Origin of the sequence: Pseudoalteromonas sp. CO348 (genome assembly GCF_004208845.1) — a bacterium.
Taxonomy (GTDB): domain Bacteria; phylum Pseudomonadota; class Gammaproteobacteria; order Enterobacterales; family Alteromonadaceae; genus Pseudoalteromonas; species Pseudoalteromonas maricaloris.
This window is the reverse complement of record NZ_SGPI01000041.1, coordinates 1-26,968: the sequence shown is the minus strand read 5'-3', so window position 1 is coordinate 26,968 and position 26,968 is coordinate 1. Positions and strand designations below refer to the sequence as shown.

Genomic DNA, 26,968 nt, shown 5'->3' with positions numbered 1-26,968 from the left:
ATGTTATCAACCTAGAAACTGAAACTCTCAGGGGTCACTATGATTACACAGCGCTCACTTTTAAGCCGTGTTCGTAAGATTGTCTCTAACAGCTGCATAGCTGGCAGTATATTTTTCGCCTTAACCTCATCCGCATTTGCACTCGAAAATTGGAAGAAAGTCGAACGACTCACGCCATCAGATGAAGTGACAAATGCTGATGAACTGGTCTTTAAAGTCACGTTTGTTAATGCACATACCGTTGCACCAACTGCCAGTGACTTTACGATTCTAGGCGATGAAGATAAACAAGACGCCGACAACAACACAACTGTTGACACAGGTAGTAAAACAACCGCATCAGTCACACAAGTCACCGTCGACTCGGGTAACAGCTCGATTTACCATGTTACGCTCTCTGGAGGCGACCTTGCCAGCTACAATGGTGTTGTCTCATTGTTACCGGCGAGTAACCGTATTAAGCCTGAAGTGTTTGAGGCCTACTATGTTAGTAATGGCACAACGTTGCCTGCTTCAGATAAACTCATGGTATTTGACTACGCCGACCAAACAAGCGAATTGAGTAACGGTAACTTTGGTGCAACTGCAGCAGAAGCCAGAGCGAATGCTGATGCAATGTGCAAAAGTAAATTTATCCGCAAGCATAGCCGCTTAAACAATAAAATTGATAGTTCAGCAACAACCGCTGTAAGTAATGGACCTGTGAAGGCACACGCGGTTATGTCATTCACTGCATCGGATGATATCGCCAGTCTTGACACCAATTACAGTATGCCTAATGTCAATGTCTATAATAGCGGAGGCGTTAAGCTTGCTGACGCCAACTGGGATGACTTTGTTAACGGCACACTTAGCGCTCTTAATAGTAATGTGTTCAGCACTCCATCCGACATACTAGAAAATTCGGGAAACGTAAAATACTTTTGGAGCTTTTCAGAATCCAATGGCACTCTAAGTACCGCAAGCAACTGCTCAGGAGGTACTTCATCCTCAAGTAGTGTCAAAGGAATAGTCAATCAAAATGGCAGCTGGTATGCATTAATTGGTAGTATCCCCTGTAATAACGCTATCAACTTTATCTGTGTTGCATGGCATGAGTCAGCCTATCTAGACGCTAATATCTCCAACACAGCTCCTACAATTAGCAATTTACCAACAAGTTTTACTGTGACAGAAGATGTCGCGACAACGATTGATCTCTCTGCAGTAACGTTAGCTGATGGAGAAGATGACAACTTAACAGTCACCTTAGCGCTGGACAGCGGCACCATCGCAAGCACTGATGGTAATGGTACAGTGAGCAGCGTCACAATAGCAGGAAGTGGTACCGAAAGTATGACATTAAGTGGGTCGGCGGCTGCGCTTAATACCTACCTAGATGTGACGACTAAACTCAACATTACCACAGCAGCAGACGCTACAACAGCAATGACGCTTACGGTTACGCCGAATGATGGTACCGTTGATGGTAGTGCCGCAACCAGCACCGTAAACGTCACGGCAGTCAACGATAAGCCAACCTTTACTTCCACAGCGGTCACTGCATCAACTGAGGATTCAGTATACAAATATTCAGTGACAACTAGCGACCCAGACAAAGACGCAGTCACCGTTTCCATCTCGGCTAGTACTCCGCTTCCTAGCTGGTTAAGCTTAAACACAAGCACAGAGGCAACGGTGTCGACCCTTGCAGGTCAAAGTTCGGGCTATGCAGATGGTACAGGCACTGCCGCCTCGTTTAAATCGCCGTATGACTTGGTAACCGACAGTAACGGTAACGTGTACGTCGCTGACTATGGTAACCATGTTATCCGTAAAATAACCCCTGAAGGGGTAGTAACGACACTAGCTGGTTCTGGAAGTGCAGGCTCTGACGACGGAACAGGAAGCGCAGCTTCGTTTAACTTCCCCAAAGCCGTTACGCTAGATTCATCTGGTAATGTTTACGTTGCAGATTCTTCTAACAATACTATTCGTAAAGTTACGCCAGCAGGTGTAGTAACGACCTTTGCTGGTAGCGGCACCTACGGTAGCGATGATGGAACGGGTACAGCTGCAACCTTCGCAGCACCAACTGGGATTACTATTGACAGCAACGGGAATCTTTATGTCGTAGAGACAAACCCTCATATTGTTCGTAAAATTACACCTGCAGGCGTCGTAACCACATTTGCAGGTAGTAAAAATTCGTCGGGATTTACGGACGCAACGGGAACATCTGCAACATTTAACTTCCCTTATAATGGTGGTAGCAATAGCAATAACGACCTATTTATTGCTGACCGCAACAATCACGCTATTCGTAAAATAACTTCGGCAAGCGTTGTAACCACTTTTGCAGGCACAGGCTCTGCAGGTTCAACAAATGGTACAGGAACGCAAGCTAGCTTTAATAAACCTTATGATGTGGCCGCAGATAGCGCTGATAACCTTTATGTAACCGAGCAAGCTGCACACACCATTCGTAAAATCACCAGTACTGGAGTGGTAACAACCTATGCAGGAAGCGCAGGGGCTTCAGGAAATACCGACGGGCTAGTAAGTGTGGCACGCTTTAGTCAACCCTATGGTATTGCGGTTGACAGTAATGACGTTGTGTACGTTGCAGATACAGGTAACCATCGTATTCGAAAGATATCACCTGCTGAAACGACCTTAACAGGTACACCGACCAACGACGATGTTGGCGATCACTATATTTGTTTAATTGTTTCCGACGGTACTGAGACTAGTGAGCAATGCTTCACCATTACGGTGACAAACGTTAATGATGCGCCCGTTGTCGCAACGAATACGGGTTTAACCTTAGATGGTGGTACAACAATAAACATCACGAGTTCTGCGCTGTCTGCAAGTGACGTAGATGATAGCGGTACAGGTTTGACGTATACGGTAACTACCTTACCAAGCCACGGAAGCCTCTTTGTAGATGCCAACAGTAATGACAGCTTAGACAGCGGTGAAGCACTCGGCAGCAATGGTACATTCACACAAGCTGATATTGAGAGTGGTAATCTCTTTTATACCCACGACGACTCTCAAAATGCGAGTGACAGTTTTGTCTTTTCACTAGAGGATGGCTTAGAAGACGGTGTTACCGCTATAACCAATCAAACCTTTAGCTTTGTAGTTGAGCTAAATAAAGCACCGGTTATCAGCGGTACCCCAGCGGCGACCGTTAACGAAAATGTTGCATATAGCTTTACACCTACTGCGACTGACGAAGATAACGACACCTTAACATTTAGCATCACAAATAAACCAAGCTGGGCAACTTTTAGTACCTCAACTGGTAGTTTAACGGGAACACCTAGTTATACCGATGCTGGTGCATACAATGGTATTGTTATTACAGTGAGTGATGGTACAGCCAGCGATACCTTAAATTTTGATATTACTGTCGTCAATGTAAACCGTACACCAAGTATTAGTGGAACACCAGCGACCAGCGTTGATGAAAATAGTAGTTATAGCTTTACTCCAACGGCCTCTGATCCTGATGGAGATACGCTTACTTTCAGTATCACCAATAAACCAAGTTGGGCTACCTTCAGTACCAGCACAGGAGCTTTGAGCGGCACGCCAAGTTTTACTGATGCTGGGGACTACAACGGTATTGTAATAACGGCCAGCGATGGTAGTGCTACACAGACACTGAACTTTACTATTAGTGTTGTAAATGTGAATCGGGCACCATCTATCAGTGGTACTCCGTCTACTTCGGTACTTGAAGGTGGTGTTTATAATTTCATACCAACGGCAAGCGACCCTGATAATGACAACCTGAGTTTTTCTATTAGCAATAAACCAGGTTGGGCATCATTTAGCTCGACGACAGGAGCGCTAACAGGAACTCCTGACTTCAATCAATCAGGTACTTATAGCGGTATAGTGATCACGGTAAGTGATGGTAGTGCCACTCAAAACCTGACATTTTCTATCACTGTAAACGATGTGAATCGGGCTCCTACAATAAGTGGAACACCTCCCCCCACGGTAAATGAAGGAGTAAGTTATAGCTTTACCCCAAGTGCTTCTGATGAGGATAATGACAATCTTACTTTTAACATTACCAACGCGCCTGATTGGGCAACATTCAGTAGTACAACGGGTACACTAACAGGTACTCCTACCTTTAATGATGGTGGTGAGCAATACAACATCACAATCAGTGTTAGTGATGGTAGTGAAAGCGCAAACCTTAACTTCACGCTAAGTGTGGTCAACATCAATCGCTTGCCAACTATCAGTGGTACACCTGGCATGAAAGTCACTGTCGGGGAAAACTATAGTTTTATACCTGCAGCAACAGATGAAGATGAGGACACGCTAAACTTTACGATCTCGAATAAGCCAAGCTGGGCATTATTCTCAGCATCAACCGGTGAACTATCTGGTACACCATCAGAGACAGATATTGGTACAACTAGCGGTATTCAAATCAGCGTCAGTGATGGCACTGACAATGCGAGTTTACCAGCATTTAACCTTGAAGTGGTTGCTGATAATACGGCACCAACTGGTGAAAACCTCTCGCTCACTGTTAAAGAAGATACCTCTTTGACTATTCTGCCGACATTACAAGATGCTGAAGATGATACTTTAACGCTGACAGTTGGTAGTCAGCCAGCAAATGGTTCATTAACCAGCAGTAGTACAGGCTGGGTATATCAACCAGAAGCTGATTTCAATGGAGACGATAGCTTTACGTATTCAGTAAGCGATGGAGAACTGCAAAGTGATAGCTATACCGTTACATTAACTATCACACCTGTAAATGACTTACCCATTGCAAATAACGATAGCTTCCAGCTTGATGGTTCAACCAATAATACATTCACCCTTGATGTGCTAGCGAATGATACCGATGTAGATGGTGATACCCTCATTATTGAAGGCGTCAAGGCAAGTTTAGGCAGCGCCAGCATAGTCGACAATGCTCTACAGTACACCGCTCCAAGTAACTTCGCGGGTTCTGTTACTCTGAACTATGCCATTCGTGATGGTCATGGTGGTCGAGCTAAAGCGAGTGCGCTGTTAGAAATAGGTGGTGCAGTCAATGGTGAACCTCCTGTTGTCACCGCCCCTGAAGATTTAGAGGTTAATGCTACGGGTCTATTCACCAAAGTGAACTTGGGTACTGCGACAGCACTCAATAGCAGCGGAGAGCCTTTACCCGTTACGCTAACAGAAGGTAAAACCATTTTTGCACCGGGAGTACATAACGTCTACTGGCAAGCAACAGATGCAAACGGTAATTTAGGAACAGATCAACAGTTGTTGAGAGTTAATCCGCTAGTGTCGTTGAGTAAAGATAAAACCATTGCTGAAGGCACTAGGATAGATATTCAAGTGCTGCTAAATGGCCCTGCTCCACAATATCCAGTAACTGTCGACTACACGGTGACAGGCAGTGCAACATCTGGTGTGGATCATGACTTGAATAGTGGCTCGGTAACGATAAGCTCAGGTACAAAAGCCAATATTTCAATTCAAACTGTTGCAGATGGGGAGTTTGAGGGTGATGAGACAATCACTGTCAGCTTGAATAGCGGTGTTAATCTTGGTGCAAAACGGGAAACCACTATTACGGTGAGTGAACAAAATATTGCGCCTGAAGTCTCGCTAGTTGTGACTCAGAATGACCAAAATCGGTTAACCGTTAGCCAAGAAGAAGGGGCTGTGTCTGTCGTTGCAACGGTAAGTGATCCAAATGTTGATGATACTGTGGCGAGCACATGGAAAGTAACGGGTATGACTTCCGACCAATATACGGAAGATACACTGCAACTGAGCTTTAACCCTCAGGATCTACAACCAGGCACTTACAAGGTGACACACACCGCGACAGATTCAAGTAGTGCACAAGATAGTGATAGCGTATTTATCCAAGTGACCCAATCATTGCAGCAATTATCTGATACGGAAGATACCGATGGCGATCTCATTCCTGACAGCCAAGAAGGTTATGCCGATGACGACGGTGACGGGATCCCTGATTACCAAGATGCAATCACCGAGTGTAATGTTATGCCTCAAGAAGTGGTTACACAGGATGGCTTCTTAGTCGAAGGTAACCCTGGAGTCTGTTTACGTAAAGGCGAGTTTACCGCGAGCGGTGAAACTGGTGGCCTACTCATGACAGATGACGAGGGTAACTCACAACTGGGCAGCGATGATGATGCACAAATCACTGGCGGCTTGTTTGACTTTATCGCTTATGGATTACCTAAAGCAGGTCAAGTGTATCAATTAGTGATGCCACAGCGCTTACCAATCCCAAGAGATGCCGTTTACCGTAAGTTTAAAGCGTCATCAGGCCTTTGGGTGAACTTTGTGGAAGACGCAAATAACCTTGTCTTTAGTGCAGAAGGTGAACCTGGCATTTGTCCTCCTCCAGGAGATGAAAACTGGTCGTCAGGACTGACTGAAGGTCATTGGTGTGTGCAACTTCAGATAGAAGATGGTGGTATCAATGATGACGATGGTGAAGCAAATGGCAGTATCGTGGACCCAGGTGGTGTGGGTGTACTACTCTCAAATAATCAGATGCCTGTAGCCCTAGACGATTCAATTAGTATGAAGTGGAACACCAATATTACTATTGACGTTTTAGCGAATGACACTGATGCTGATGGAGATATGCTTACCATAGCAAATGCGTCAGCCAGTTTTGGTGAAGTGCTGATCAATTCAGATAATACCCTGTACTACACACCAAACGCAGGATATATAGGAGTAGATACTCTGAATTACGCCATAACTGATGGTAATGGAGGAACCGCGGGAGCGAGCGTTACAATTACTGTAGTTGCCAATACGGCTCCCATAACGGTTTCCGATGTTGCAACGGTTGTTTCAGGAAAGCCAATTACCATTAATGTGCTAGCAAACGACAGTGATAGCGATGGCGATACGCTGCAAGTAACTGAAGCAACAGCACAGCACGGTAGTGTCGCAGTTAATGCTGATTACAGCATAACCTATCAGTCAAATTCTGGGTTTGTTGGCAGTGAAACCGTTACCTACACAATCACAGATGGTGAGGCAAGTGTCCAAGGTAGTGTGAATATTACTGTCAACAAAGCACCTACTGATACCGTCACGAACAAGAGTGATGGCGGTAGTATGCCATTATGGTTGATTTGGGCCAGTCTAGCACTTGCTGTAGTTCGCCGTTGGCAAGCTACTGTGCGTTAACAGGTTAACAACCTCACGATAAGGGGTGATGAAGTTAAGCTTCATCACCCCTTCTTTTTGCGATAAAACACAGTACTAACAGAAGCGAGTATGCTAGTTTATTCACTCATCTAAATGATACTTTTTAAGTGTTGCCTGATAAATACCATTCGTCTTAAGTTGTATCAAACCTTTATTGAACAACTCAATTATTTCTACTGCATTCGGATAAGATTTGCTAACGCCAATATGGAGCGGCCATTGTGCTATGGTCGGTTGATGTACTTTGAAGCTGTGAAATTCAGCGTGTTGAGATTGTAAATACACAAAAGCAAGCTCGTCGCTAACTACAGCATCTACTCGCGCTTTATTGAGAAGCGACAAACAGGAAGTCAGGTTTGTGAGCTTTTCTAGGCGAATTTGTGGGATCTGAGCGAGTGCAATTTCAGAACGAAAGCCCCGAATAGCACATACACTTAGTCCTTTAAGATCGTCCAACTCTTTAAAATGAATGGTTGGCTCTGTACGTGAAATAAGTACCAGCCTATTACTGTAATAAGCATTGCTAAAAATAAAGCGTTCATCGCGACTTTCAGAACGCCATAAAGCGGGGATCATATCGACCTGCCCTTTTTCAACCATTCGCATGGCACGACTGAATGGCATAATGAGCATTTCAAAATCTTGATTCTCGGCCTTAAATGCCGCGCGAACTAAATCAACAGTAAAACCGGAATGTTCGTTAATGACGTAGGGAGGCCAAACATTATGTGCTCCCACTATGGCATCATTTGCCGATGATGTGCATGACAGGGCAATAAACAGAAGGCATGACTGTTTTACACTCTTTATCGCCATGTTTACGCACTCCCGCCTTCACTTTCAAACTAAGTTGACTGGCAACTTTGCTACAAATACTTGCTCCGATCCTAATTGAGTATAGCGCAACCGTTGCATCTCGAAATATACACATAATTGCTCACAGGCAACGTTTGAATATGGCATAAAATTCAACGACTTTTGTCCTTCAACACACAATTTAGTGTAAACCAATGTAAACAAACAGTGAAGTTTAATTGAATTGTCATCAATAGCGCTTAAAATACTGCGTTCGAATAAAAATTCGGATAATTCTAATACACGGGAAAATAAAAAATGATTAAAAAATCTATCCTAGCTTCAGCTATTGCATTAGCTTGCCTAAATGCACAAGCAGAGGTGATTATCTCTGAGTATGTCGAAGGTAGCAGTTATAACAAAGCTATTGAGCTCTACAATGGTAGTGATGAAGCTGTCAATCTAACTGGTTACTCAGTCAATTTTTTCTTTAATGGCGCAACAGAAGCTCGCACGAATATAGAACTAAGTGGTGAACTTGCGGCTAAATCAACTTATGTTATTGCTCATGCTGACTCCGCAGCAGAGATCATCGCAAAGGCACAGTTAACAAACACAAGTAGCTGGTTTAATGGTGATGACGCCGTTACACTTACGCTCAATGGTGCAGTTGTTGATAGCCTAGGTCAGGTTGGTGTCGACCCAGGTAGTGAATGGATTGATGGCGATATTAGAACAAAAGATAAAACGCTTGTCAGAGATCCTGCAATAACCACTGGCCGCACCGATGCAACTTCTGCATTTGTTGGCGCTGGACAATGGCTTGCACTTGCTAAAGACGATTTTAGCAACCTAGGTATCCACATTAATGGCGGTGACGTACCTGAGCCAGAGCCTGTTATCTGTGGCGAAAATAATACCTTGATCAGTGCCATTCAGGGCGCAGGCGATGCAAGTCCATTAGCTGGAGAGACGGTTGAAGTTCAAGCTGTTGTCACTGCAAGCCTACAATCAGATGCAGGACTTGGCGGCTTTTTCATTCAAGAAGAAAGCACCGACTATGATGCTGATAGTAATACGTCCGAAGGTATTTTTGTCGTATATTCTGCAACACCAGTAAGCACCGGCGATGTGGTTAAATTACGTGGTAAAGTTGAAGAGAAATATGGTCAAACTCAACTTATTAACGTCGACGCAATTGAGCTATGCGGTTCTGCAACGGCTTCAGCGACTACCGTTACTTTACCTGCAGAGAATGGCCTTGAAGCCTACGAAGGCATGTTGGTTTCGATTTCAAATGAGTTGGTCGTTAACGATACATACGGACTTGCACGTTACGGCGAAGTACGCTTAGGTACTGAACGTTTGTACCAAAGCACTCAAGTAGCTACTCCTGGTGATGCAGCAAACCAGCTAGAAGCTGAGAACAAGCGCAAAGAAATTTTACTTGATGATGGTTCATCAGTACAAAACCCAGAGGTTATTCCTTACCCATCACCCACACTTGATGCCTATAACACCTTACGACTGGGCGATTCAGTGACGGGCCTTGAGGGTGTAATGGGATATGGTTATAGCCAATACCGTATTCACCCAACAACAACACCAAACTTTGTTCATACTAATCTACGTACAGAAGCACCTCAGGTAGAAGTGCGTGGAGATTTACGTATTGCTAGCTTCAACGTATTAAACTACTTCAATGGTGACGGTCAAGGTGCAGGCTTCCCAACATCACGTGGTGCAGACAATCTAGAAGAGTTTGAACGTCAAAAAGCAAAAACGGTTGCTGCAATTTCGGCGCTCGATGCTGATATCATCGGTCTACTTGAAGTAGAAAATGACGGCTTTGGTGAGTTTAGTGCAATTGCCGACCTCGTTAACGCTTTAAATTCAGTAGACTCTGCTAATACCTATGCATTTGTAAACCTTAATGTTGACCAAGTGGGTGGGGATGCAATTACATCCGGTATCATCTATCGTAGTAACAAGGTAGCTGAAGTAGGCACGCCAGCATTTACCGAAACAGTACCATTTGATTACGGTAACCGTCCTCCTGTCGTACAAACGTTCAAAGAGGCAAACGGCGAAGAAATCTTCACTGTGGTCATGGCTCACTTACGCTCTAAAGGCAGTTGTTCAAAAGCTGAGGGCTTAGATCAAGACCAAAATGACGGTCAAGGTTGTTGGAACCAAACTCGAGTCACTGCGGTTAATACCCTAGCGACTTGGCTTGGCACAAATCCGACAGGAGTTGCAGAAGATGATGTGATTATTCTGGGTGACATGAATGCTTACGCTCAGGAAGATCCAATCAACACCTATGTCGAGAATGGTTATGCCAACATCAAGCAAACGCTTCATGGCAATAGCTTAGATTATTCATACGTGTATCAAGGGCGTATCGGTAGCCTAGATCACGCCTTTGCTTCAAACACGATGATGGAGAAAGTAAAGTCGGTAACAGATTGGCATATCAATGCTGACGAACCCGTCGCGCTAGATTACAACACTGAGTACAAATCAGATACTCACAAAGCAAGTCTTTACGCAACACACGCTTATCGCGCATCGGATCATGACCCAGTGGTTATCGATCTTAACCTTGCTAAAGAGCCGACGATTATCGAAGGCGAGTTTACAGGCCTTGCAGGTTGGTTCTGGTGGCAACATCGCTCAATCGAGCTACCAGCGGGCTTTGATAAACTAGAAGTGTCAATCACAGGTCAAGGCGAAGCAGACCTATATGTACGCCATAAGAAAATGCCAAACTTCTTCAAGTACGACTGTCGCCCATACCTTTGGGGCAGCGAAGAAAGTTGTGTATTTGACGAACCTGCAGAAGGTAAATGGAATTTCCGCCTACGCGGTCTATTCCCTTACTACAACGTAACTATCAAATATAAAGCGACAAAAGCGAATTAAAGTAATAACCATGGTAAAGGGAAGCAATTAGCTTCCCTTTCTTTTAAGAATAATTAGCATAAACCTATTTTTGTACAGGTCTGCGTGCGTATAGGGCATTCTTGTGCGTTAGTGATCAAAGGGGGCTGGATTGTTGTATCACCACCGGCAATCATCGGTGTATATTTGTTATTAAGTGTCTTACTATTTACCGAAAGTTCTACAAGCTTACTTTTCTTGAGCTTAATTTTCATTTTTATATTCCTTATCAATGATTTTGTGATTTGCCAATCGACTTAAATAACTCATTCAAGAGACTGGTACTTGAAGCTATCAGCTTACTCATGCTTGGTAAAGTAACACGAGGTGAATTTCAATCACCGTCAAGCTAATACTCGGCTAATAAACGGCCACTTTTGTTGAGTATATTGCTCGCGGTCATCTTTGTATTCTTGTGCTAACCTCTGCTTTAATGCGCAGTACTCAACTCTTAAATCTGATGATGCTCTTAATTTATCCCTAAAAGAAATACGCTCTTGCCAAAGTGTACTATTGTAGGGAATAAGGTGTAAGTGATGGGTTCTAAACTCAGGCGTTGGTTTGCAAAACCAGTGCATTACGTCAGCTTTATAGGGGTAATAACAATAACCGTGTTGAGTAAGGACTTTGATAGCTTCTTTTGACGCTTTTAGTGACTTAACACCCACCATAATATCTATCACCGGCTTAGCAACCATACCAACCACCGCTGTACTACCCACATGCTCAATACCACCTTCAACCCAGGGGCAAAGCAAAGGCGCTAATCTTAGCTTTCATCTTGGAACATCCGTTGCCAATCTTGATTATATTTAGAAAGTGAAATAGCTTGGTCTGCCATTGAAAGGAGGATCCCATAGTTGCGTCAGGTTCGGTTTGGAACAGTATACAGCTAAAGCAAAGCTATAATCATCACTACCATATAAACGCCGCGATAAATGCACTATTGAAGTATGGGCTAACACAGACACTCACCATAATTTTCATTTATATTATGGTGAGTGTCTGCTATTTGTATGCTATTTGCACATACCTAGCGGTCGTTCTGCCAACTCACTCCTGCCCCAAAACGAGTTAATGTAAATGCTCTAAAGATCTGATTTAAACGACAACCATACATTGAGGTTGGCTTAGGACAAGTGCTAATTGATTTCCAATAATTTAGCTCGCGCATATATTCAAGAAAATGAGCGACGAGCGCATTTTCTTTTTCAGAGTACCTTTAGTGTCAATAAAAATATTATGGTTGGCAATGCATTACGTTATTTGTTAAAAATAGATTTATTAATACATGCGCGTAACATCGGCAGCAAGATGCGCGACGAGCGCACTATAAAATTGTTAGGTGCGCGCAATGGAAGCAGAGAATGGAAATATGCCAACTATAAATATCCCTCTTTTCGTTAAAAACATGGGCCATAAAATCCTTCATTTTATCCTGAATCTTGAGGAAGATCAGGCCATCGAAGTGTGCGAAGGTCGATATGAATTGGATGCTGATAGAGCTGAAATACTTAATAGTTTTATTGGGATATGTCGGCAATTACGAATGCAAGGGATTGACCAAGGTGATGTGGATTTTTCTGTTTTCCATACACTTCCACAAATATTACAAGATGAAAGGCATATATTTAATGTCTGGCATGAGAACTTAGGCGGGGGAAAGGCCGAACCTTTAAGTGAAGATCCACTGGTTAAATCAGCCTCAAAAATTGCTTTAGAAATTTACCCTCTATTCTTAATAAAGCTTCCATCAAATAGCCATTTATTTATAAACACATTTTCACATTTAAGCTCATTAACTTATAAGTTGGAAGAGCGTGGCGTTTTAATTGACGCCATCATGAATGATGTTTCCATGTCGAAACTTTTCACTAACGTTGGTGAAAATGATATGGATACACATTGCCAGTATATGGCTTCTTCAGGTAGAGGGGGAGGTATTCAACTAGCTGTTTTTCCAGACACACTTGTCGCGAACGCTTATGAGCTGATGAAACTCCGAGGCGAGATTTCACAGCAGGCTCTTCTTTCGGCTGTCGAGGAAACAATTCAAATGCTTCGAGAGATTGGCGAGGGAAATCAAATTGAAGTTCCTGCTTTCGTAGGTTTCCATAATGTCGGCTTTGATGATTTTTCTGAAATGGACATCGAAAGCGGAAAGCTACGAGCATACAACGATGAGATATTGTCATTACTACCTAATGAGGCCAGGCCATCTACGTTAGGGGGTGAAAACAAAGTGTTGGGGTTGTTATTGGAGTATAAATATCCCTATAAAGTAAAATTGGGTCCGCAAGATGATAATAACCGATGGCCTCCTGAGCTAGAACAGGCAAGAAAGCAACTAGAGACAGCGAAAGAAAACCTATCTTTCACACTTGCACTAGCTATCGATAGAAGTCCTCCAATAGGAATAACACAAGCGTGGACGTTGGCTTTTGATCCTCTCAGCCAAGGTACAAGTATGTCCTGGAGCCTCAGAGCCCGTTCACCAATGCCTCATTACTTGCTAAAACATAACGAGACGGAAGCGGTAATCTATTGGTCAAAACTGGTAAATGAAAGTAATGATGAAAAAATTCGATTAGCAATAAGACGAATCCTTTCATCTATTAATGAAAGAATGAATCCAATTGATGGCTTTATTGATGCAATCATAGCTTGGGAAAACCTATTCGGAGGAAATGCTGAGCTAAGCTATAGGATATCGGTTTCCATTGCGAAACTACTTGCGGAAGCTCAGGAAGAACGATTGGAAATCCAAAGTAAGATAGTTAAGTTCTATACAGAAAGAAGCAAAATCGTTCATGGTGTTAAGGAAATAACTCATGATGTTGCCATTCAAAAAAGGGATGAGTGTTTAAAAATAGCATTAGAGGTTGTGAAAAAGCTCTATGAAGACCACCATGAGCTTTTGATAGATGCTGACAGATCAAAGAAGTTGGCACTACTGTAATGGCACCTAACAAGGCAATGGTTCGGAATTTTAAAAGTTCCGGCTTCGCCTCCACTTATAAAATCCGCACATTGCGGCGTTGAATTAAAAGGAGTTTAGATGGAAAGGTTTTATTTCATTAAAGAATGGGAGCTTTTGCAAAATGGCGCTCATGCTGGAATCGTTAGCTTCGCAGTTGAAAGGGCTAAAGAACTATCAGTTGATTTAGCGGTTTGTGTTCATAATAAAAGTTCATGTGAGCAATTTTTAGTGAAGTGTTTTGGCGAAAAAATAGCTCAGAAATTGCTTAATCGAAAAGATGTAAAAGTAGATGGCGTATCAATTATTTTGGAGTCATCGAAGACTCTAAAGCATTCATATGTATCAGTTGAACGAGCATATCTAGCATTGTTCCCTTCACAAGAACTTATTGAGTCAATTGAAAAAATTGATTCAAAGAAATCACTTACAGTATTCAGCGAAACTTTGCACTCGGAGCATCTCGTTGAATGGTATACCAAATTTGAAGCCAAAGCGTTGAGTGAACAATAATTCGTATAACAATTTGTTTAAGAGTGATTTGCAACGCTTGATATTTTTGCTATGCGTTGCGTTTTGTGTTTAAGGTGGTGTGCGGCGGCTTTTGTATTGCGCTGCTAACACCTTAATACGGCGTACCGAATAAATACCCTAACTCACTTTTGTCCAAATACAAGTTGGGCGAACGTCCGTTATCGCAATTGGATTTAAAATAATAAGTTGCTGTTGAACGATCTAGTTTTGCACATATGAGACAGTCGGATTTTATTAAGCCTTATACCTGAGCGTACAATCTAGCTTGTTTAACTAAACTACTGTTTTGCTCATCACTGTACCACTTAGCAATAATTGGTATCAGCGCTTTGTGCTGCGCTAAAAGTTTAAATTCCATTTTAATTGCCTCAAATCATAAAAGCGCGGATACGTTCGCGCGCTATGCAGTAAAACGCTACACTTAACGCCCCGGAATGGAGGTGAATTTACAGTTTCGCTTTGCTTCATCCAAATTTTTTTGTCCTTGAATTACAAAATAATCAAGCTTCGCATCGATTAATATAGCCTGACGCGCAGGGTTATTATCATCGGGGTTCCAACGCCACTTTCTTATAGCCTGAAGTGCGCTGATATCAAAAATGCCCTCGGGATAACTGCTGGTAATTTTATAGCTTCCCACTCTCCCATCTGGGGTTATACCTAACGTCAAAGAAACACATCCCGATATCCCACCTTTGGCCGCCTCTATTGGATACATAGGTTCTATCCGGCGTTTTTGAACCCAATAACCATCCGCTTGAGTTTTGATGGGTAAATGTCGCATATCTACATAGCGAATATGTTTTAGCTCTTCAGCTGTTAACGGTACAGAAGTGTTACTAGTTTGACATCCAGAGAGTAACAGCAACGCCAGGAAGGTTATTCTTTTCATGTCACGTTTAGTCCTTTAAAATCAAGCACTGTAATTAGTTCCCTTTTACAGGTCAAGCTTCATAAACTAAAGTTAATTTCTATTTAACTGGAAGTTTAGATAAGGAGAGAGCCAACTCATTGTTTTAAAATCACCTTAAATTATTTCCTTATCTAGTAACTCAGGTTATTTAATTGATAGATATAGATATCGTGCTTTTCACTGCCTATATCCAAAAAGGCTTTTAAACGAGTTTTGCGTCTCATCCCTAACTTCAGCATCAACCGCTGCGACTGCAGATTCTCAACGGCGCATATGGCCTGAATGGTATCTACAGAGAGACTTTGAAAAGCCTCCTTTATCAGTGCTGTTGCGGCTTCTTCCCCATACCCCTTGCCAATTTCGGCCTCAGCTAATCGGAAGCCAATCTCACCGACCCGTTTTCCTGCATCGACATATTTAAAAACGAGTTCACCAATAAGTTGAGCTTCTGGCTTTTTAACGATCGCAAGGATCAAACGCTCATCGACCCCACCTTTCCAAGGCTGGCAAGCTTGAATTAGCCTCTCTTTTGCCGATTCAAACGTGGCAGGCGCACCGATATATTTTGACGTATTTGGGTTTTTCCGATGACTGTAAACCGCATCTAAGTCATCCATTGTCATTCGTCTTATGGATAAACGTTCTGTTTCAAACTGCATTGTTATTTTTCCCCAAACATAAGATCACATACATAGTCATCAGTCTCATAGATAAACGCTATGTAGCAGAAGCTCTGCATTCTATTACTCTTTACAAACCGGCATAAGGACAGTGCGTAAATGCCGCCAGGTCATAAACAGTAACAGCGCACAACCAAAAACGAGTGCCGCAAGTGACTCAACGCCACTTAGTAGCCATCGGTTGACTAACCAAGCCACGCAAGAAAAAAATAACAGCTCGACCGCGCCGACTAGCGCATTTGCTGTTCCTGCTTTCTCTGGATGTAAAACGCCAATAAGGTGCATGTAACTTGGAAAATAAGCGCCAAATACAAACATAATCGCAGCATAAGCAAGCAAAACAGCAAGCGCACTACCACTTGCAAATAGCAGCAATAACACGCTGACAACAAGCGCTGGCCAAGTCCAAATCACGATATCTAAATAAGCGCGTTTACGCTGCAATACCTTAGTTAAAATTGACCCTATGAGTAAGCCAAACATCGGGATCATCATCGCCTGACCTATTGCGTTGGCGTCCAAGCCAAACTGCCTTGCCAATAAAAACGGCAGATACAGTTGAATGGTGAGATACAAAAAAGTAGGCAACCATTTGAGCGACGCGAGGGAAATAAACGAGCGGTTTAACAATAGACTTTGATATTCATTAAAGAGCGCGTTTGGCCTCAGCGACATAGTAATTTTACTGCTCTGCTGCATAGTTTTATAGCCATAAACCAGTATCAGAATATAATAAGCAAACGCAAACCATGACATCCCCTGCCACCCTACCCAGCCAGATAACACCCCAGCCAAGAATGGACTACAAATAGCAGTAACACTCACCGACATTGATAGCGTCGCCATCGCACTTTTAAGTTCACTACCCGATAATCTTGCAGCAAGAAGCGTTCTACCAATTAACACCGGCGACGCAGCACCAATGCCTTGCAACACTCGACCGATAAAAAATACCTCGGCGCTAGATGCAATCGAACAAAAAACCGTTCCTAACAGCAAAATACCCAGCCCACTAAAAAATAAAGGTCTATCACCAAACTTATCTCGTAGTGGCCCAACCAGCAGTTGCGCAGCTCCTAGTGTAGTGAAATAGCTAATTACTGCTGCTTGTCCTTGACTAGGCGTAAGCTGTAAGGAATCCGTGATATTAGGTAAAACAGGGATGTAGATTTGGCTTGCGATCTGAGAGCAAGACATCAGCAAAACAGCTAAAAACACAACTTGAAACACGACAGCCCCCTTAACTTAATAAAGGGTAATTTTACTGAGCTTTTAATATCCAAAAAACAAGGTAATAATAAAAACACTTATTCTTACTAGGAAACAATTAATGGATTGGCTAACCGGAGTGCGGAGTTTTAGCAAAGTTGTAGAGTTTGGCAGTTTTACTCGTGCCGCAGATGAAGAGGGTGTTTCAGCATCTGCGGTGAGCAAGCGAATTGACTGGTTAGAACAGCAGCTTGGCTTAACGCTATTTATTCGTACTACTCGCCAAGTCAATCTCACTGAGGCTGGGGAGTACTTTTTACCGAAGGCTTCTCTGTGGCTAGCCCAGTTTGAATGTTTAACAGATCACGGACAAGCACTGAATCAAGCGCCATCTGGTAGCTTAAAAATCGCTTCAACACTCGCGGTAGGCAGCACCATTTTAATGCCAAATATCGCTTCATTTTTAGCCCAATATCCCAAATTAAAAATTCATCTTAATGTCATCGCCCCTGGCGCGCACCCAGATCTTACTCACGATTTAGTGATCACACGTTACTATGAAGCTTTTGACTCAGCCTCTCATAAAGGTAGTAGACTCATTGATTATCAAATGCAGATCTTTGGTGCTCCTCACTATCTCAAACAGCATAAGTCTATCAAGTCCCTTGATGATCTGCGCCAACATAAAATGTTGTTAAGCAGTTATTACTACAAACTAGGCGGGATTATTTTAGAAAATGGCGACGTCTTCCAATTTGACAACTATAACTTCGTCTCTGATCAACTTGACGCTATGCTGACAGCAGCAGTACAAGGTTTGGGACTGGTATTTATTGCGCCTAGCTATGTGAAAAGGGAGCTCGACCAAGGTTTACTCATACCTGTATTACCTGAAGTAAAATCCGAAACAAAACAATTATGGGCGTATTATCCCAAGACAAACTACACCCCCTATAAAACCCAACTTTTTATCGAACACCTTAAAAATCACCTTAACTCAAAAGAGTAGAGAAGACTGACTTTCACACCTGTTCACAATTTAAGTACAAAAAAACCTCTAAAGATTTAGAGCCATATGGTAATTTAGGGTGTTTACTCAATTTTGTACTACTAATCAGTACTAACCGAGTATTTCGCTAAATAGTGCTATACGCAATAACTTTAAAGGACTAACAATGAGTTTTAATCTCTTTAAGAAAACCACACTGGCAACGCTAGTCTCTGGGCTAGCAGCAATGAATGTACAAGCAAGCCACCCGCTTAGTTTAGATACCATCACTAACCCAAAAATAGATTGTAATACAAAAATTGAATTACTAATGGCAAATGCTGAAAATGGCGCAAGTGACAATTTATTGCCCGCCGAAGCTATGTTGGATGTACTCAATACCCACTGCTACCAAGAACAAAAAACGACAACTGAAACTGAACGAAACCCGCCAGAGTTAAGATCAATCCAGTTGAGCTCCAACTCAGTTAATGTCAACGACGGTGACAAAACCGTTGATATTACATTAAGGTTTTATGATGAAAGCGGTGTAAAATCCTCACGCGTTTATTTATCACCACCAACAGGCTTCAGTTGGGGTGGCAATAAATCTGCAGCCGCTGCTAATTGGCAGAAAACGGACGAACCGGGGGTTTACGAAAGTAAGGTTAGTTTCACTTTCACGGATGCTGACATCAATGGAAAATGGTTTTTAACCCTAGGCCATATACTTGATGTAAACAACGCTGTTCGCTTTTGGCTGCGCGAGAGTGAAATTGAAGCTGCAGGCTTTAACCCACATATCATCGTCGCGAATGATAAAGTCTCAGAAGGCGTTAACCCTGAAATAAAATCTATTACCATTTCTGACACTGAAGTTGATGTAAATACAGGTGATAAAACGGTAAATATAGCCATAGAAGCTTATGACCACTCAACGATGTCTAAAGGTGTAATAAGGGTTTCACCACCTAGCCAGTATAAATCACTTGCGATAAAACAGGCTGAGTCATCTGATTGGCAAGAAACCGACGTCGAAGGGGTGTATCGTTCGAATTATTCATTTACCTTTACAGATAAAGCGTTGCCAGGTGAGTGGTTTGTTGCCTCTGCGATGCTAACTGATAGCAATGGAAATATTGGTGCTTACAATCGAGGCCACTTTAATAAACTAGGCTTGCCTTCCGCTATCAATGTTAAAAATAAAACTGAACTAGATATTGTCCCACCAAGCATCGACAATGTCGCTTTTTCGTCACATCAATTGACCTCAACTAATAATGAGCAAAACGTTACCTTAACTGTCACTGCCTCAGATATTTCTGGTATGGCCAAAGGCTACTACTCTCTCAGGGCACCGGACGGCTCCGAGGCAAAAGATAAACTATTTACCATAGAACAGTGGCAACAAGGCAGTGATCAGAATACGTTTGTTGGCACTACAAGCCTAAATTTCAGCAAAGATGACTTGCAAAAAGGTCAAGGTGTTTGGCAGTTAGATGCCAACATTCAAATAGATTCTGCTGGCATTTATAGCCAAGGTGCAAAAGCACGAGAATTAACAACGTTAGGCGCCACACCTTATATCTTTGTTGATGAAGAACGGATCAGTAAAATCTCAGTGAAAGATATAACGGGAGCAAAACAGGTAAAAACGGGAGCCAGCAATCGAGTTACACTGGAAATATCTGAAAACACACTGTCCAGTTTACCGCGCCGATTTGATCTCTACCCCGATGCTGACGCCGCAGTCAAATTTGATTTCCATTCTATAGATCAAGGATATACAGTTAACTGCATCGACCTGAGTAACAGTCGCTTCTGTAGTTTTTCTGGCGCGTCTGATATTAAATCTGTTCAAGTTTCATTTACTGTAACGCCAAACGAAGCTGGCGTGTTTGCACCCACTGTTCGCTTTTCATCAGAAGCCCCTGAATTAGACTACACAGACAACAAAGTCGCATTTCAGGTAACAAGCTATGAACCACAGCAATTTAGTGTCGTGTTTAAGAACTGGGATGGAAGCGTGCTTTCTACTCAAACTATTGAAGAAAATAGTGCTGCAACGGCTCCTCAAGTTCCGCCCCGGGAAGGTTATACATTTACTGGCTGGAATACCGGCTTTAATAATGTCAATCAAGATCTTACCATTACGGCACAATTTGAGATTAACAAGTATCAAGTGAAGTTTGTGGATTGGAATGACACCGTCATCAAAGCAGCAGAAGTTGCTCATGGACAAGCAGCAACGCCGCCCACTGAGCCAAAACGAGATGGTTATACATTTACCGGTTGGGATCTAGCTTTTGACCAAGTCACCAGTGAGCTGGTTGTAAAAGCACAGTACAAAGCGAACTCAACGCCAACGACGACCGATAAGGGAGATAAAGGCAGTTCAGGTGGTGCGTTAGGCTACTTCTTTATTCTATTGAGTAGCGTCATGGTTGCAATTAGACGCAGAATATTACGCTAGCGCTAACCTAAAATCAGGTCAGCAGTATCAAGAAGTTTCTTATGTCGCTGACCTGTCGCTGATTTAACCGAACTCAATAGGGATCCCTTGATATAGCTAACCGACATAATTATACACTGTAAATTACGGAACATAATGTATCTACCGAACACTCGTACAAGCTAATTCAGTTTATCGAATTTAAAAGCCATCAAACATAACCAAACATCGAAAGCCACAGTACTCCTTAGGATTAATCATGAATACCATGATACTAATCTGATTTTTGCGACTTTTTGAATAGAACACTATATGCTAACATGAATACTGAAAGGATTTCTAACTAGCCGTCTCGGACGAGTATACAGTTCTAAACCGTGTAGTAACTTTCCCCCAACAAATAACTTATAGTAGGAGATGCAAAAAGAATGAACGCGCTTTCCGATGAGACACTTCTATTGAACGCTTTGAACAATGGTCCAGATCTGCCATCTGAAAATTTCGAATTTAAGTCAATATTTTTGGATAGTATTCTGCCCGATGCAGAGAATGCAAGGTTTTTTCCCGCAATAGCTATCTCTGATACAGACGCGAACGCTTTTATAAATCGTAAAATTACGAAAAGTCAGCTTGCAAAGCAATATGGTGCAGATGGCTTTATCCTTATAGGTAAATCTGTTTTACTGAATTGTTTAACATATGGAACTACTGATTGGAAAAAGGCAAACGAGTCCATCGATTCAATAGTAGAGTTAGGTGAAAACATAATCGAATCAGACCTAATTCAAGCTCCCACGGTATACCCTCTTGATTCAGACGGTAGATATAAAATTGTCACTGGACACCGCCGGTTTTTCGCCTTGTTATATGCAAACGGGAAAGGTTCTGCGGCACAATTTAAAGTATACGATAGCAAGCCATATTTACTTAAAACGAAACAGTTTGTTGAAAATGCTAGCCGTGAAGATTTGAGCCCATATGGAAAGCTACAAGCATTTTCTGGAGCTATGCATGAACTTGATGCTCTAAATAACGCAAGGTTAAAGCTTGGAGGGAAGAAACTAACAGTTAAGCAATCCGCGTCAAAATTGGGGATTTCCATGGGAGCATTTGACAACTACAATGTTCTGACTCGTTATTCAGCAGTCGCTGAATCATACAAAACTGGGCTGAAAAAAACTTTCATTAACGTAAAAAAAATTGTTTTAGATACAGAAAAGGAATATCGACACCAATACGGAAAGAAGCAACTAAACATCGGTGATAAAAAAGAAATCAACAATTTGTTAGCCAAAAAGCTAACAGGAATTGAGCAGTCTCTTCCAAAAGCACCTGAGAAAGTTAAATTAAACTTTAGTTTAAGTCCAACATCCATAAAAAAGTTGCTAGAGTTGAATATTTTTAAATTAGATACAGGCATAAATTGGCTAGAATTAGATTGGAATGACGGAAATCAAATACAAAAAGCTGTAAACCAAGTAGTAGAGCTCCTACAAAGTTCTGACAACGTAAATGAAAATCCAATTTCCGGCTAACTTAACGCATATTTTAAAACGGCAAACCTAGCTCAAAGTTCTTTGGCAGTCAGGCTTATTCTCGCGAAACTGCAGGTTTGGAACTGAGCTAGTAGCCAAACAAAATCAGTTTTTCAAAACATGGAGTGTATCAATTCATATGAAATGGATAGTTTGGTCTATGTGTCTCCTAACTTATTCATAAATCATAACTAAGCCTGCCTAACATTCTGTGAGTTTCTTAATTCTTCTTTTACATATATTTTTGAAACTTCCTTAGGGCTAACCATTATTCCCTCCCTACCATCAGAAATCCCCAACCTGTAGCCCGCAGCATAAGCATTTTCAATTGCTTTATGTATATTTACCTTGGAAAAATTGTAAGCTCGACCCATTTTTTAATATCCTTTTATTTCATCATATTGTTGCATAGGACGTAATGAAAAGTAACATTGACTCCAAAGATATACAAGACATTTTGTTTAAAAAAAGAAACAAAGAAAACACCTAAAAAATATAAAATCATCATAAACAACAAAATAAATGCACTTTTAACCTAAAATTAACCAAATAAAGCGAATAACTGTTCAATCTTACTCGTCTTTATTATTTGCCAATTGATACTTCATACCATATCCCAGCTAATATAAATACCTAAAAAAGGAACCACAGTTGAATAAAATTAAATTAAATAAAGTACCAAATACCCCATTACTATCTACGTAAGGGGCAAAACAGAAGTATTGATAATTGTAATTCCTAACTCCCGATAGCATGCACAGATTTGAGCTTTGTCGAGTAGTTAGAGCTTACTCTTGGTCTTAATATATGAATTTACCATTTTTAGAGTTTTGATAGATTTGGCATTCTTAAAATCACCATCGCGTCTTAATTTCTGAATGAAACTATTTCAGCTTGTAACTAAGTTATTTTTGTATAGAGCCCATGCGATTTATTTGTATCTGGGCTAAGTTATGCTTATTGAATAATCGGATTACAAGACTGCCCACCTCCATTGCAGTTAATGACGGGTTAAAAAGTTGGTAGCCTCACAAACAATGGAGATTACCCAGAGTGTGTAAAGCTACTCTATGCTGTACATAAATCATGCAACATTAAAAGATTGTTACCTGAACATAGCATGCCTAGCAAAGCTATTTCTCTCAATAATTATGAAGAAACGTACCCAGAACCAGACTCCCAACCATTGATATCATAGCTACTCATACATTTATCCACCAAAGCAACCATGCCGTCCATATTTTTTGAGTTTCTAGAATGCCTTAAACATTGCATTTTTACTTCTTCAGCACTGCCCGCATAATTTATCTCATATAACTCATGACGCCCGCCAAATTCGGTTCCAATTGCATCCCACATAAGCTTTAAAACCTTAATTCGTTCTAAAGAGCTAATATCGTTAGAGCCCCGTACATACTGCTCTAAGTATTGATTTAGGTAATCATTTTTTATATCCATATGTCCAGATGGAAGGTAAATTAAGCCACTTGCAACTGTCGATTTTACAATGTTTACGATCTCACTGTATGCCTGTGGCGCAAAAACTCGATACGCATGCAATGCATCTCCATTCGGCAGAACAGCTCCAGAATGCCATGACTCAGTATTTGCACTCATAGCTCTAATACAAGACCAAAACATATTCCTCCAAGCTACGACCTGCCCTAATTGAGCTTGAACTCCCCTGTATTCCAGTGTACCAGTGCACTCTAAAGACTTATTTAAAAGCCCAACAAGAAAATCTAGCTTTGTTGCAAACCGTATTGCTCCTTGCATTGGAAACAACCTACCGAACCCCCCCTCAGCAAACCATCGACGACAAGTGTCTACATCTTGATTTATAAGTATGTTGTTTTTTGGTATGAATACATTATCAAGTATTAAGATTGCGTCGTTTTCATCAAACCTGCTAGATAAAGGGAAGTCAAAAGGATTACCACCATTCTTTGCTGCTAGCTCATATGAATTACGGCAAATTAACTTCATTCCCGGAGCATTCATACTACATATGAACATGAGTGCCATTTCAGGATTTTCACCCATGACTTGAGCAGAACCTTGGCCAATGAACGTGTAGTGCGTTAATGCCGAATTGGTTGCCACAACCTTAGCCCCACTAACCCAAATCCCCTCACTAGTTTCCTTTTCGACCCTCACATATACGTCTTTTACTTGATCTAGCGGTTTATGACGGTCAATAGGTGGATTGACTATTGCGTGATTAAGATACAAACATGATTCTTGAATACGTTTATACCAATTCTTAGCATTTTCTTCATACTCTCCATACCAAGATGTATTTGCGCCAAGCACATTTCCAAAGGCAGCTTTATAATCAGGAGTTCTTCCCATCCACCCAAAAGTAAGCTTAGACCATTCAGCAATTGCTTCTTGCTGCTCTTTTAGTTCATCGGAGCTCGTGGCAAATCGAAAAAACTTATGTGTATAGCCACCATTACCTGTATCCGTATCCCAGCAAAGCTTGCTCTTTAACTCTTCATCATGCAATGCATCATACAATTTAGCCATGGACCTAGCCGAGTTTCTAAATGCTGGATGGGTGGTTACATCTTTTACTCTCTCACCATTTATGTAAATTTCTCTATCATCTCTCAAGCTGGCTAAATATTCTTCACCGGTAAAGGGTCTATTACTTTCCTTTTTAATATTTTCAGGCCACATGTTCATTTCTACTCCTAGTTATTATTTTAGTGATACTTTCTGCATTCTCTCCTTCAAGCATTGAGAAATGATCTCCGCTTACAGCCATATAGTCTAAATCTGTTTGAAAAAAGAGCTTCTCTAAGTACTCTTTGTAAGATCTTTGACAAAATGAGCTCTGATTAGCAAAAATAAATGTCACTGGCTCTTTCACACTTTCGTCTGGTTTATACTCATCAAATAAATTGGCTTGATGTTGGTATAATTCTAGTAAATATATAGGTGCAACCGTTGAGCTCCTCTCAATTAAAGGAGTTTGTACTTTTGTCTTTTTAAACTTAGCACTCTTCTTTTGGTTAGGTTGATTAAAATAGGTATCTAACAATATTAGCTCCACTTCAACGTTCAGTTTACGCAAATATGTTGATAGTTCAAGGGCCAATACGCCCCCATAGGAGTGGCCAACTAGCGTTACCTTTTTATCTTCTAAACTAAATAAATACTCTCCAAATGCTTCTACATTCTCACCAATCGTTTGAAAAAAGCCTTCGCCTGAATTCATACCCACATGTCGAAATTCACCAACATTAAACCCTTGTGATTTTAGATCTCTCGTAATATGGATAAAGTCCCTACATGTACTGGCCGCACCAGGTATGAATATATAGTTTTCAGATACACTTTTATCAAAACTTAACCATGTAAAGAGTGCCGAATCATCTTCTGTATTGGCTTCAATTAGAGCTACTTGAGATTTTATTGTGGTGTTACCAAAGAGCATCGAAAGGCTCAGGTTTTTATTCAAGCGCTTGTATATCAAATCCGCTAGCTTTGCTAGTAACAGAGAGTGTCCACCTAAAAGAAAGAAATCAGTGTTGATGCTAATAGTTCGATAATCACGCATTAAGACTTCTGCCCATATAGAAACCAACACTTGCTCAATATCAGTTTTTGGCGCCTCAAACTCCAGTTTATCCATAAATAAATTGCGGCTTATATTCAATAATTCATGTTTATTAATTTTACCATTTGGAGTGCTCGGCCAAGTTTCAACTATCGCTATGCCACTAGGGATCATGTAACTTGGTAATGTCAGGGCTAGTTTTTCTTTAATTTTATCAACAATATCTAGTCTTTCATTGCTAGTATCATCTAACTTAACATAAGCGACTAACTGAGTATTGCCATCACGCTCTTGTGCTAAAACCATAGTCGAGTCAATCATACTTAACTGTGAGAGCGTATTCTCAATTTCACCTAGCTCTATCCTAAACCCTCGGATCTTTACTTGGTCGTCTATTCGGCCCAGAGATTCGACATATCCACTTGGTAGATAGCGAACTAAATCACCTGTTCTATACAATCGCGATGAAATGTTTGAGTCTCCATTTCTAAATGGATTCTCTATAAAGCGCTCCATAGTTAACTCTTCCTTATTGAGATACCCCCTTGCTACCCCTGCTCCTCCAATGTATAACTCTCCGATGGCTCCGGAAGGAACTAATGTTTGACCCTCACCCAAAATATAGTATTCCACATTAGCTATTGGCCGCCCTATTGAATACTTAACTTGAGAAACACTGCTTGTGACTGAAGCTTCTGTCGGGCCGTACACATTGTATAAATCCAGTTTCGGTGATACTAACTCATATAGCTTTGAACTTATACTTTCTCCACCGGAGACTACCCTTCTTAAATACTTCGAATTCAGGCATTCACCTAAGGTCAGTAAATGCGAGGGTGTACTATCTATATGAGTTACTTTGTTTTCCTCTAATAACTTAGATATCTCTACAGGGGACAGTAACGCTGCAAAAGAAGGAATGACAATGGTATTAGACGTCAATAACATACAGAATAATTGCTCTACCGCTGCATCAAATGCATAGTTGGCAAGTAATATACCAACTTCCTTTCCATTATATTCAAACTGGAACGTATTGATTTGCGAGAGTATCAAATTCACGACCGATTTGTGCTCAACCATCACGCCTTTTGGTTGTCCCGTTGACCCCGATGTATAAATTACATATGCCAAATGACTTGAGGTAAGCCCTATC

The 26,968-nt window shown here is 41.5% G+C and carries 16 protein-coding genes; 7 read left to right on the top strand and 9 right to left on the bottom strand.

All coding sequences use genetic code 11. The features are described from left to right. Positions 1-39 precede the first annotated feature (39 nt). Entirely contained in the window at positions 40-7,200 is a 7,161-nt protein-coding gene (locus EXT48_RS22870; protein WP_130165937.1) for an Ig-like domain-containing protein, read from the top strand. A 102-nt stretch (positions 7,201-7,302) separates the two neighbouring features. Here the strand turns inward: EXT48_RS22870 and EXT48_RS22865 are convergent, their stop codons facing one another. Beyond that, on the bottom strand, positions 7,303-8,037 hold the full coding sequence (locus tag EXT48_RS22865) for an ABC transporter substrate-binding protein (RefSeq protein WP_021032516.1): 735 nt from the start codon (positions 8,035-8,037) through the stop codon (positions 7,303-7,305). 297 nt (positions 8,038-8,334) lie between these two features. Between EXT48_RS22865 and EXT48_RS22860 the strand changes: the two genes are divergently transcribed. Beyond that, positions 8,335-10,941, top strand: coding sequence for an ExeM/NucH family extracellular endonuclease (locus EXT48_RS22860; RefSeq protein WP_130165936.1), 2,607 nt, complete (start codon positions 8,335-8,337; stop codon positions 10,939-10,941). A 53-nt stretch (positions 10,942-10,994) separates the two neighbouring features. On the opposite strand, the gene EXT48_RS22855 is transcribed toward EXT48_RS22860, so the two are convergent. After that, positions 10,995-11,174, bottom strand: a complete 180-nt coding sequence (locus tag EXT48_RS22855) for a hypothetical protein (RefSeq protein ID WP_069020479.1) — start codon at positions 11,172-11,174, stop codon at positions 10,995-10,997. Positions 11,175-11,303: 129 nt separating this feature from the next. Next, the gene (locus EXT48_RS22850) at positions 11,304-11,717 is read right to left on the bottom strand and encodes a GrpB family protein (protein ID WP_240703433.1); all 414 of its coding nucleotides are present in this window, start codon (positions 11,715-11,717) and stop codon (positions 11,304-11,306) included. 596 nt (positions 11,718-12,313) lie between these two features. Here EXT48_RS22850 and EXT48_RS22845 point away from each other — a divergent pair. Further along, positions 12,314-13,918, top strand: coding sequence for a HEPN domain-containing protein (locus EXT48_RS22845; RefSeq protein ID WP_130165935.1), 1,605 nt, complete (start codon positions 12,314-12,316; stop codon positions 13,916-13,918). Between the two features lie 99 nt (positions 13,919-14,017). Continuing rightward, positions 14,018-14,449 (top strand): hypothetical protein, encoded by a 432-nt coding sequence (locus EXT48_RS22840; protein ID WP_130165934.1) that lies wholly within the window; start codon positions 14,018-14,020, stop codon positions 14,447-14,449. 442 nt (positions 14,450-14,891) lie between these two features. Here the strand turns inward: EXT48_RS22840 and EXT48_RS22825 are convergent, their stop codons facing one another. From EXT48_RS22825 to EXT48_RS22815, 3 genes are all read right to left on the bottom strand, one after another. Continuing rightward, positions 14,892-15,362, bottom strand: coding sequence for an energy transducer TonB (locus tag EXT48_RS22825; RefSeq protein ID WP_130165933.1), 471 nt, complete (start codon positions 15,360-15,362; stop codon positions 14,892-14,894). Between the two features lie 152 nt (positions 15,363-15,514). Next, positions 15,515-16,042: a GNAT family N-acetyltransferase gene (locus EXT48_RS22820; RefSeq protein WP_130165932.1), complete on the bottom strand. Its 528-nt coding sequence runs from the start codon at positions 16,040-16,042 to the stop codon at positions 15,515-15,517. Between the two features lie 84 nt (positions 16,043-16,126). Then, a complete protein-coding gene (locus EXT48_RS22815; protein ID WP_130165931.1) occupies positions 16,127-17,293 on the bottom strand; it encodes an MFS transporter in 1,167 nt (388 codons plus the stop codon). A 100-nt stretch (positions 17,294-17,393) separates the two neighbouring features. Here EXT48_RS22815 and EXT48_RS22810 point away from each other — a divergent pair, with 100 nt between their 5' ends. From EXT48_RS22810 to EXT48_RS22800, 3 genes are all read left to right on the top strand, one after another. Beyond that, a complete protein-coding gene (locus EXT48_RS22810; protein WP_130165930.1) occupies positions 17,394-18,281 on the top strand; it encodes a LysR family transcriptional regulator in 888 nt (295 codons plus the stop codon). Positions 18,282-18,447: 166 nt separating this feature from the next. Next, positions 18,448-20,733 carry an InlB B-repeat-containing protein gene (locus EXT48_RS22805; protein WP_130165929.1) on the top strand — a complete coding sequence of 762 codons (2,286 nt, stop codon included), beginning with the start codon at positions 18,448-18,450 and terminating at the stop codon, positions 20,731-20,733. Positions 20,734-21,140: 407 nt separating this feature from the next. Continuing rightward, positions 21,141-22,247, top strand: a complete 1,107-nt coding sequence (locus EXT48_RS22800) for a ParB N-terminal domain-containing protein (RefSeq protein ID WP_130165928.1) — start codon at positions 21,141-21,143, stop codon at positions 22,245-22,247. A 191-nt stretch (positions 22,248-22,438) separates the two neighbouring features. Here EXT48_RS22800 and EXT48_RS22795 read toward each other — a convergent pair whose 3' ends face one another. The 3 genes from EXT48_RS22795 to EXT48_RS22785 all read right to left on the bottom strand — a co-directional run. Continuing rightward, on the bottom strand, positions 22,439-22,621 hold the full coding sequence (locus EXT48_RS22795; RefSeq protein WP_130165927.1) for a hypothetical protein: 183 nt from the start codon (positions 22,619-22,621) through the stop codon (positions 22,439-22,441). A 775-nt stretch (positions 22,622-23,396) separates the two neighbouring features. Continuing rightward, on the bottom strand, positions 23,397-24,935 hold the full coding sequence (hpaB, locus tag EXT48_RS22790; protein ID WP_205992140.1) for a 4-hydroxyphenylacetate 3-monooxygenase, oxygenase component: 1,539 nt from the start codon (positions 24,933-24,935) through the stop codon (positions 23,397-23,399). Further along, the coding region (locus tag EXT48_RS22785; protein ID WP_165384139.1) for an AMP-binding protein at positions 24,919-26,968 on the bottom strand (2,050 nt) is incomplete at its 5' end. The genes EXT48_RS22785 and hpaB, both read right to left, overlap by 17 nt.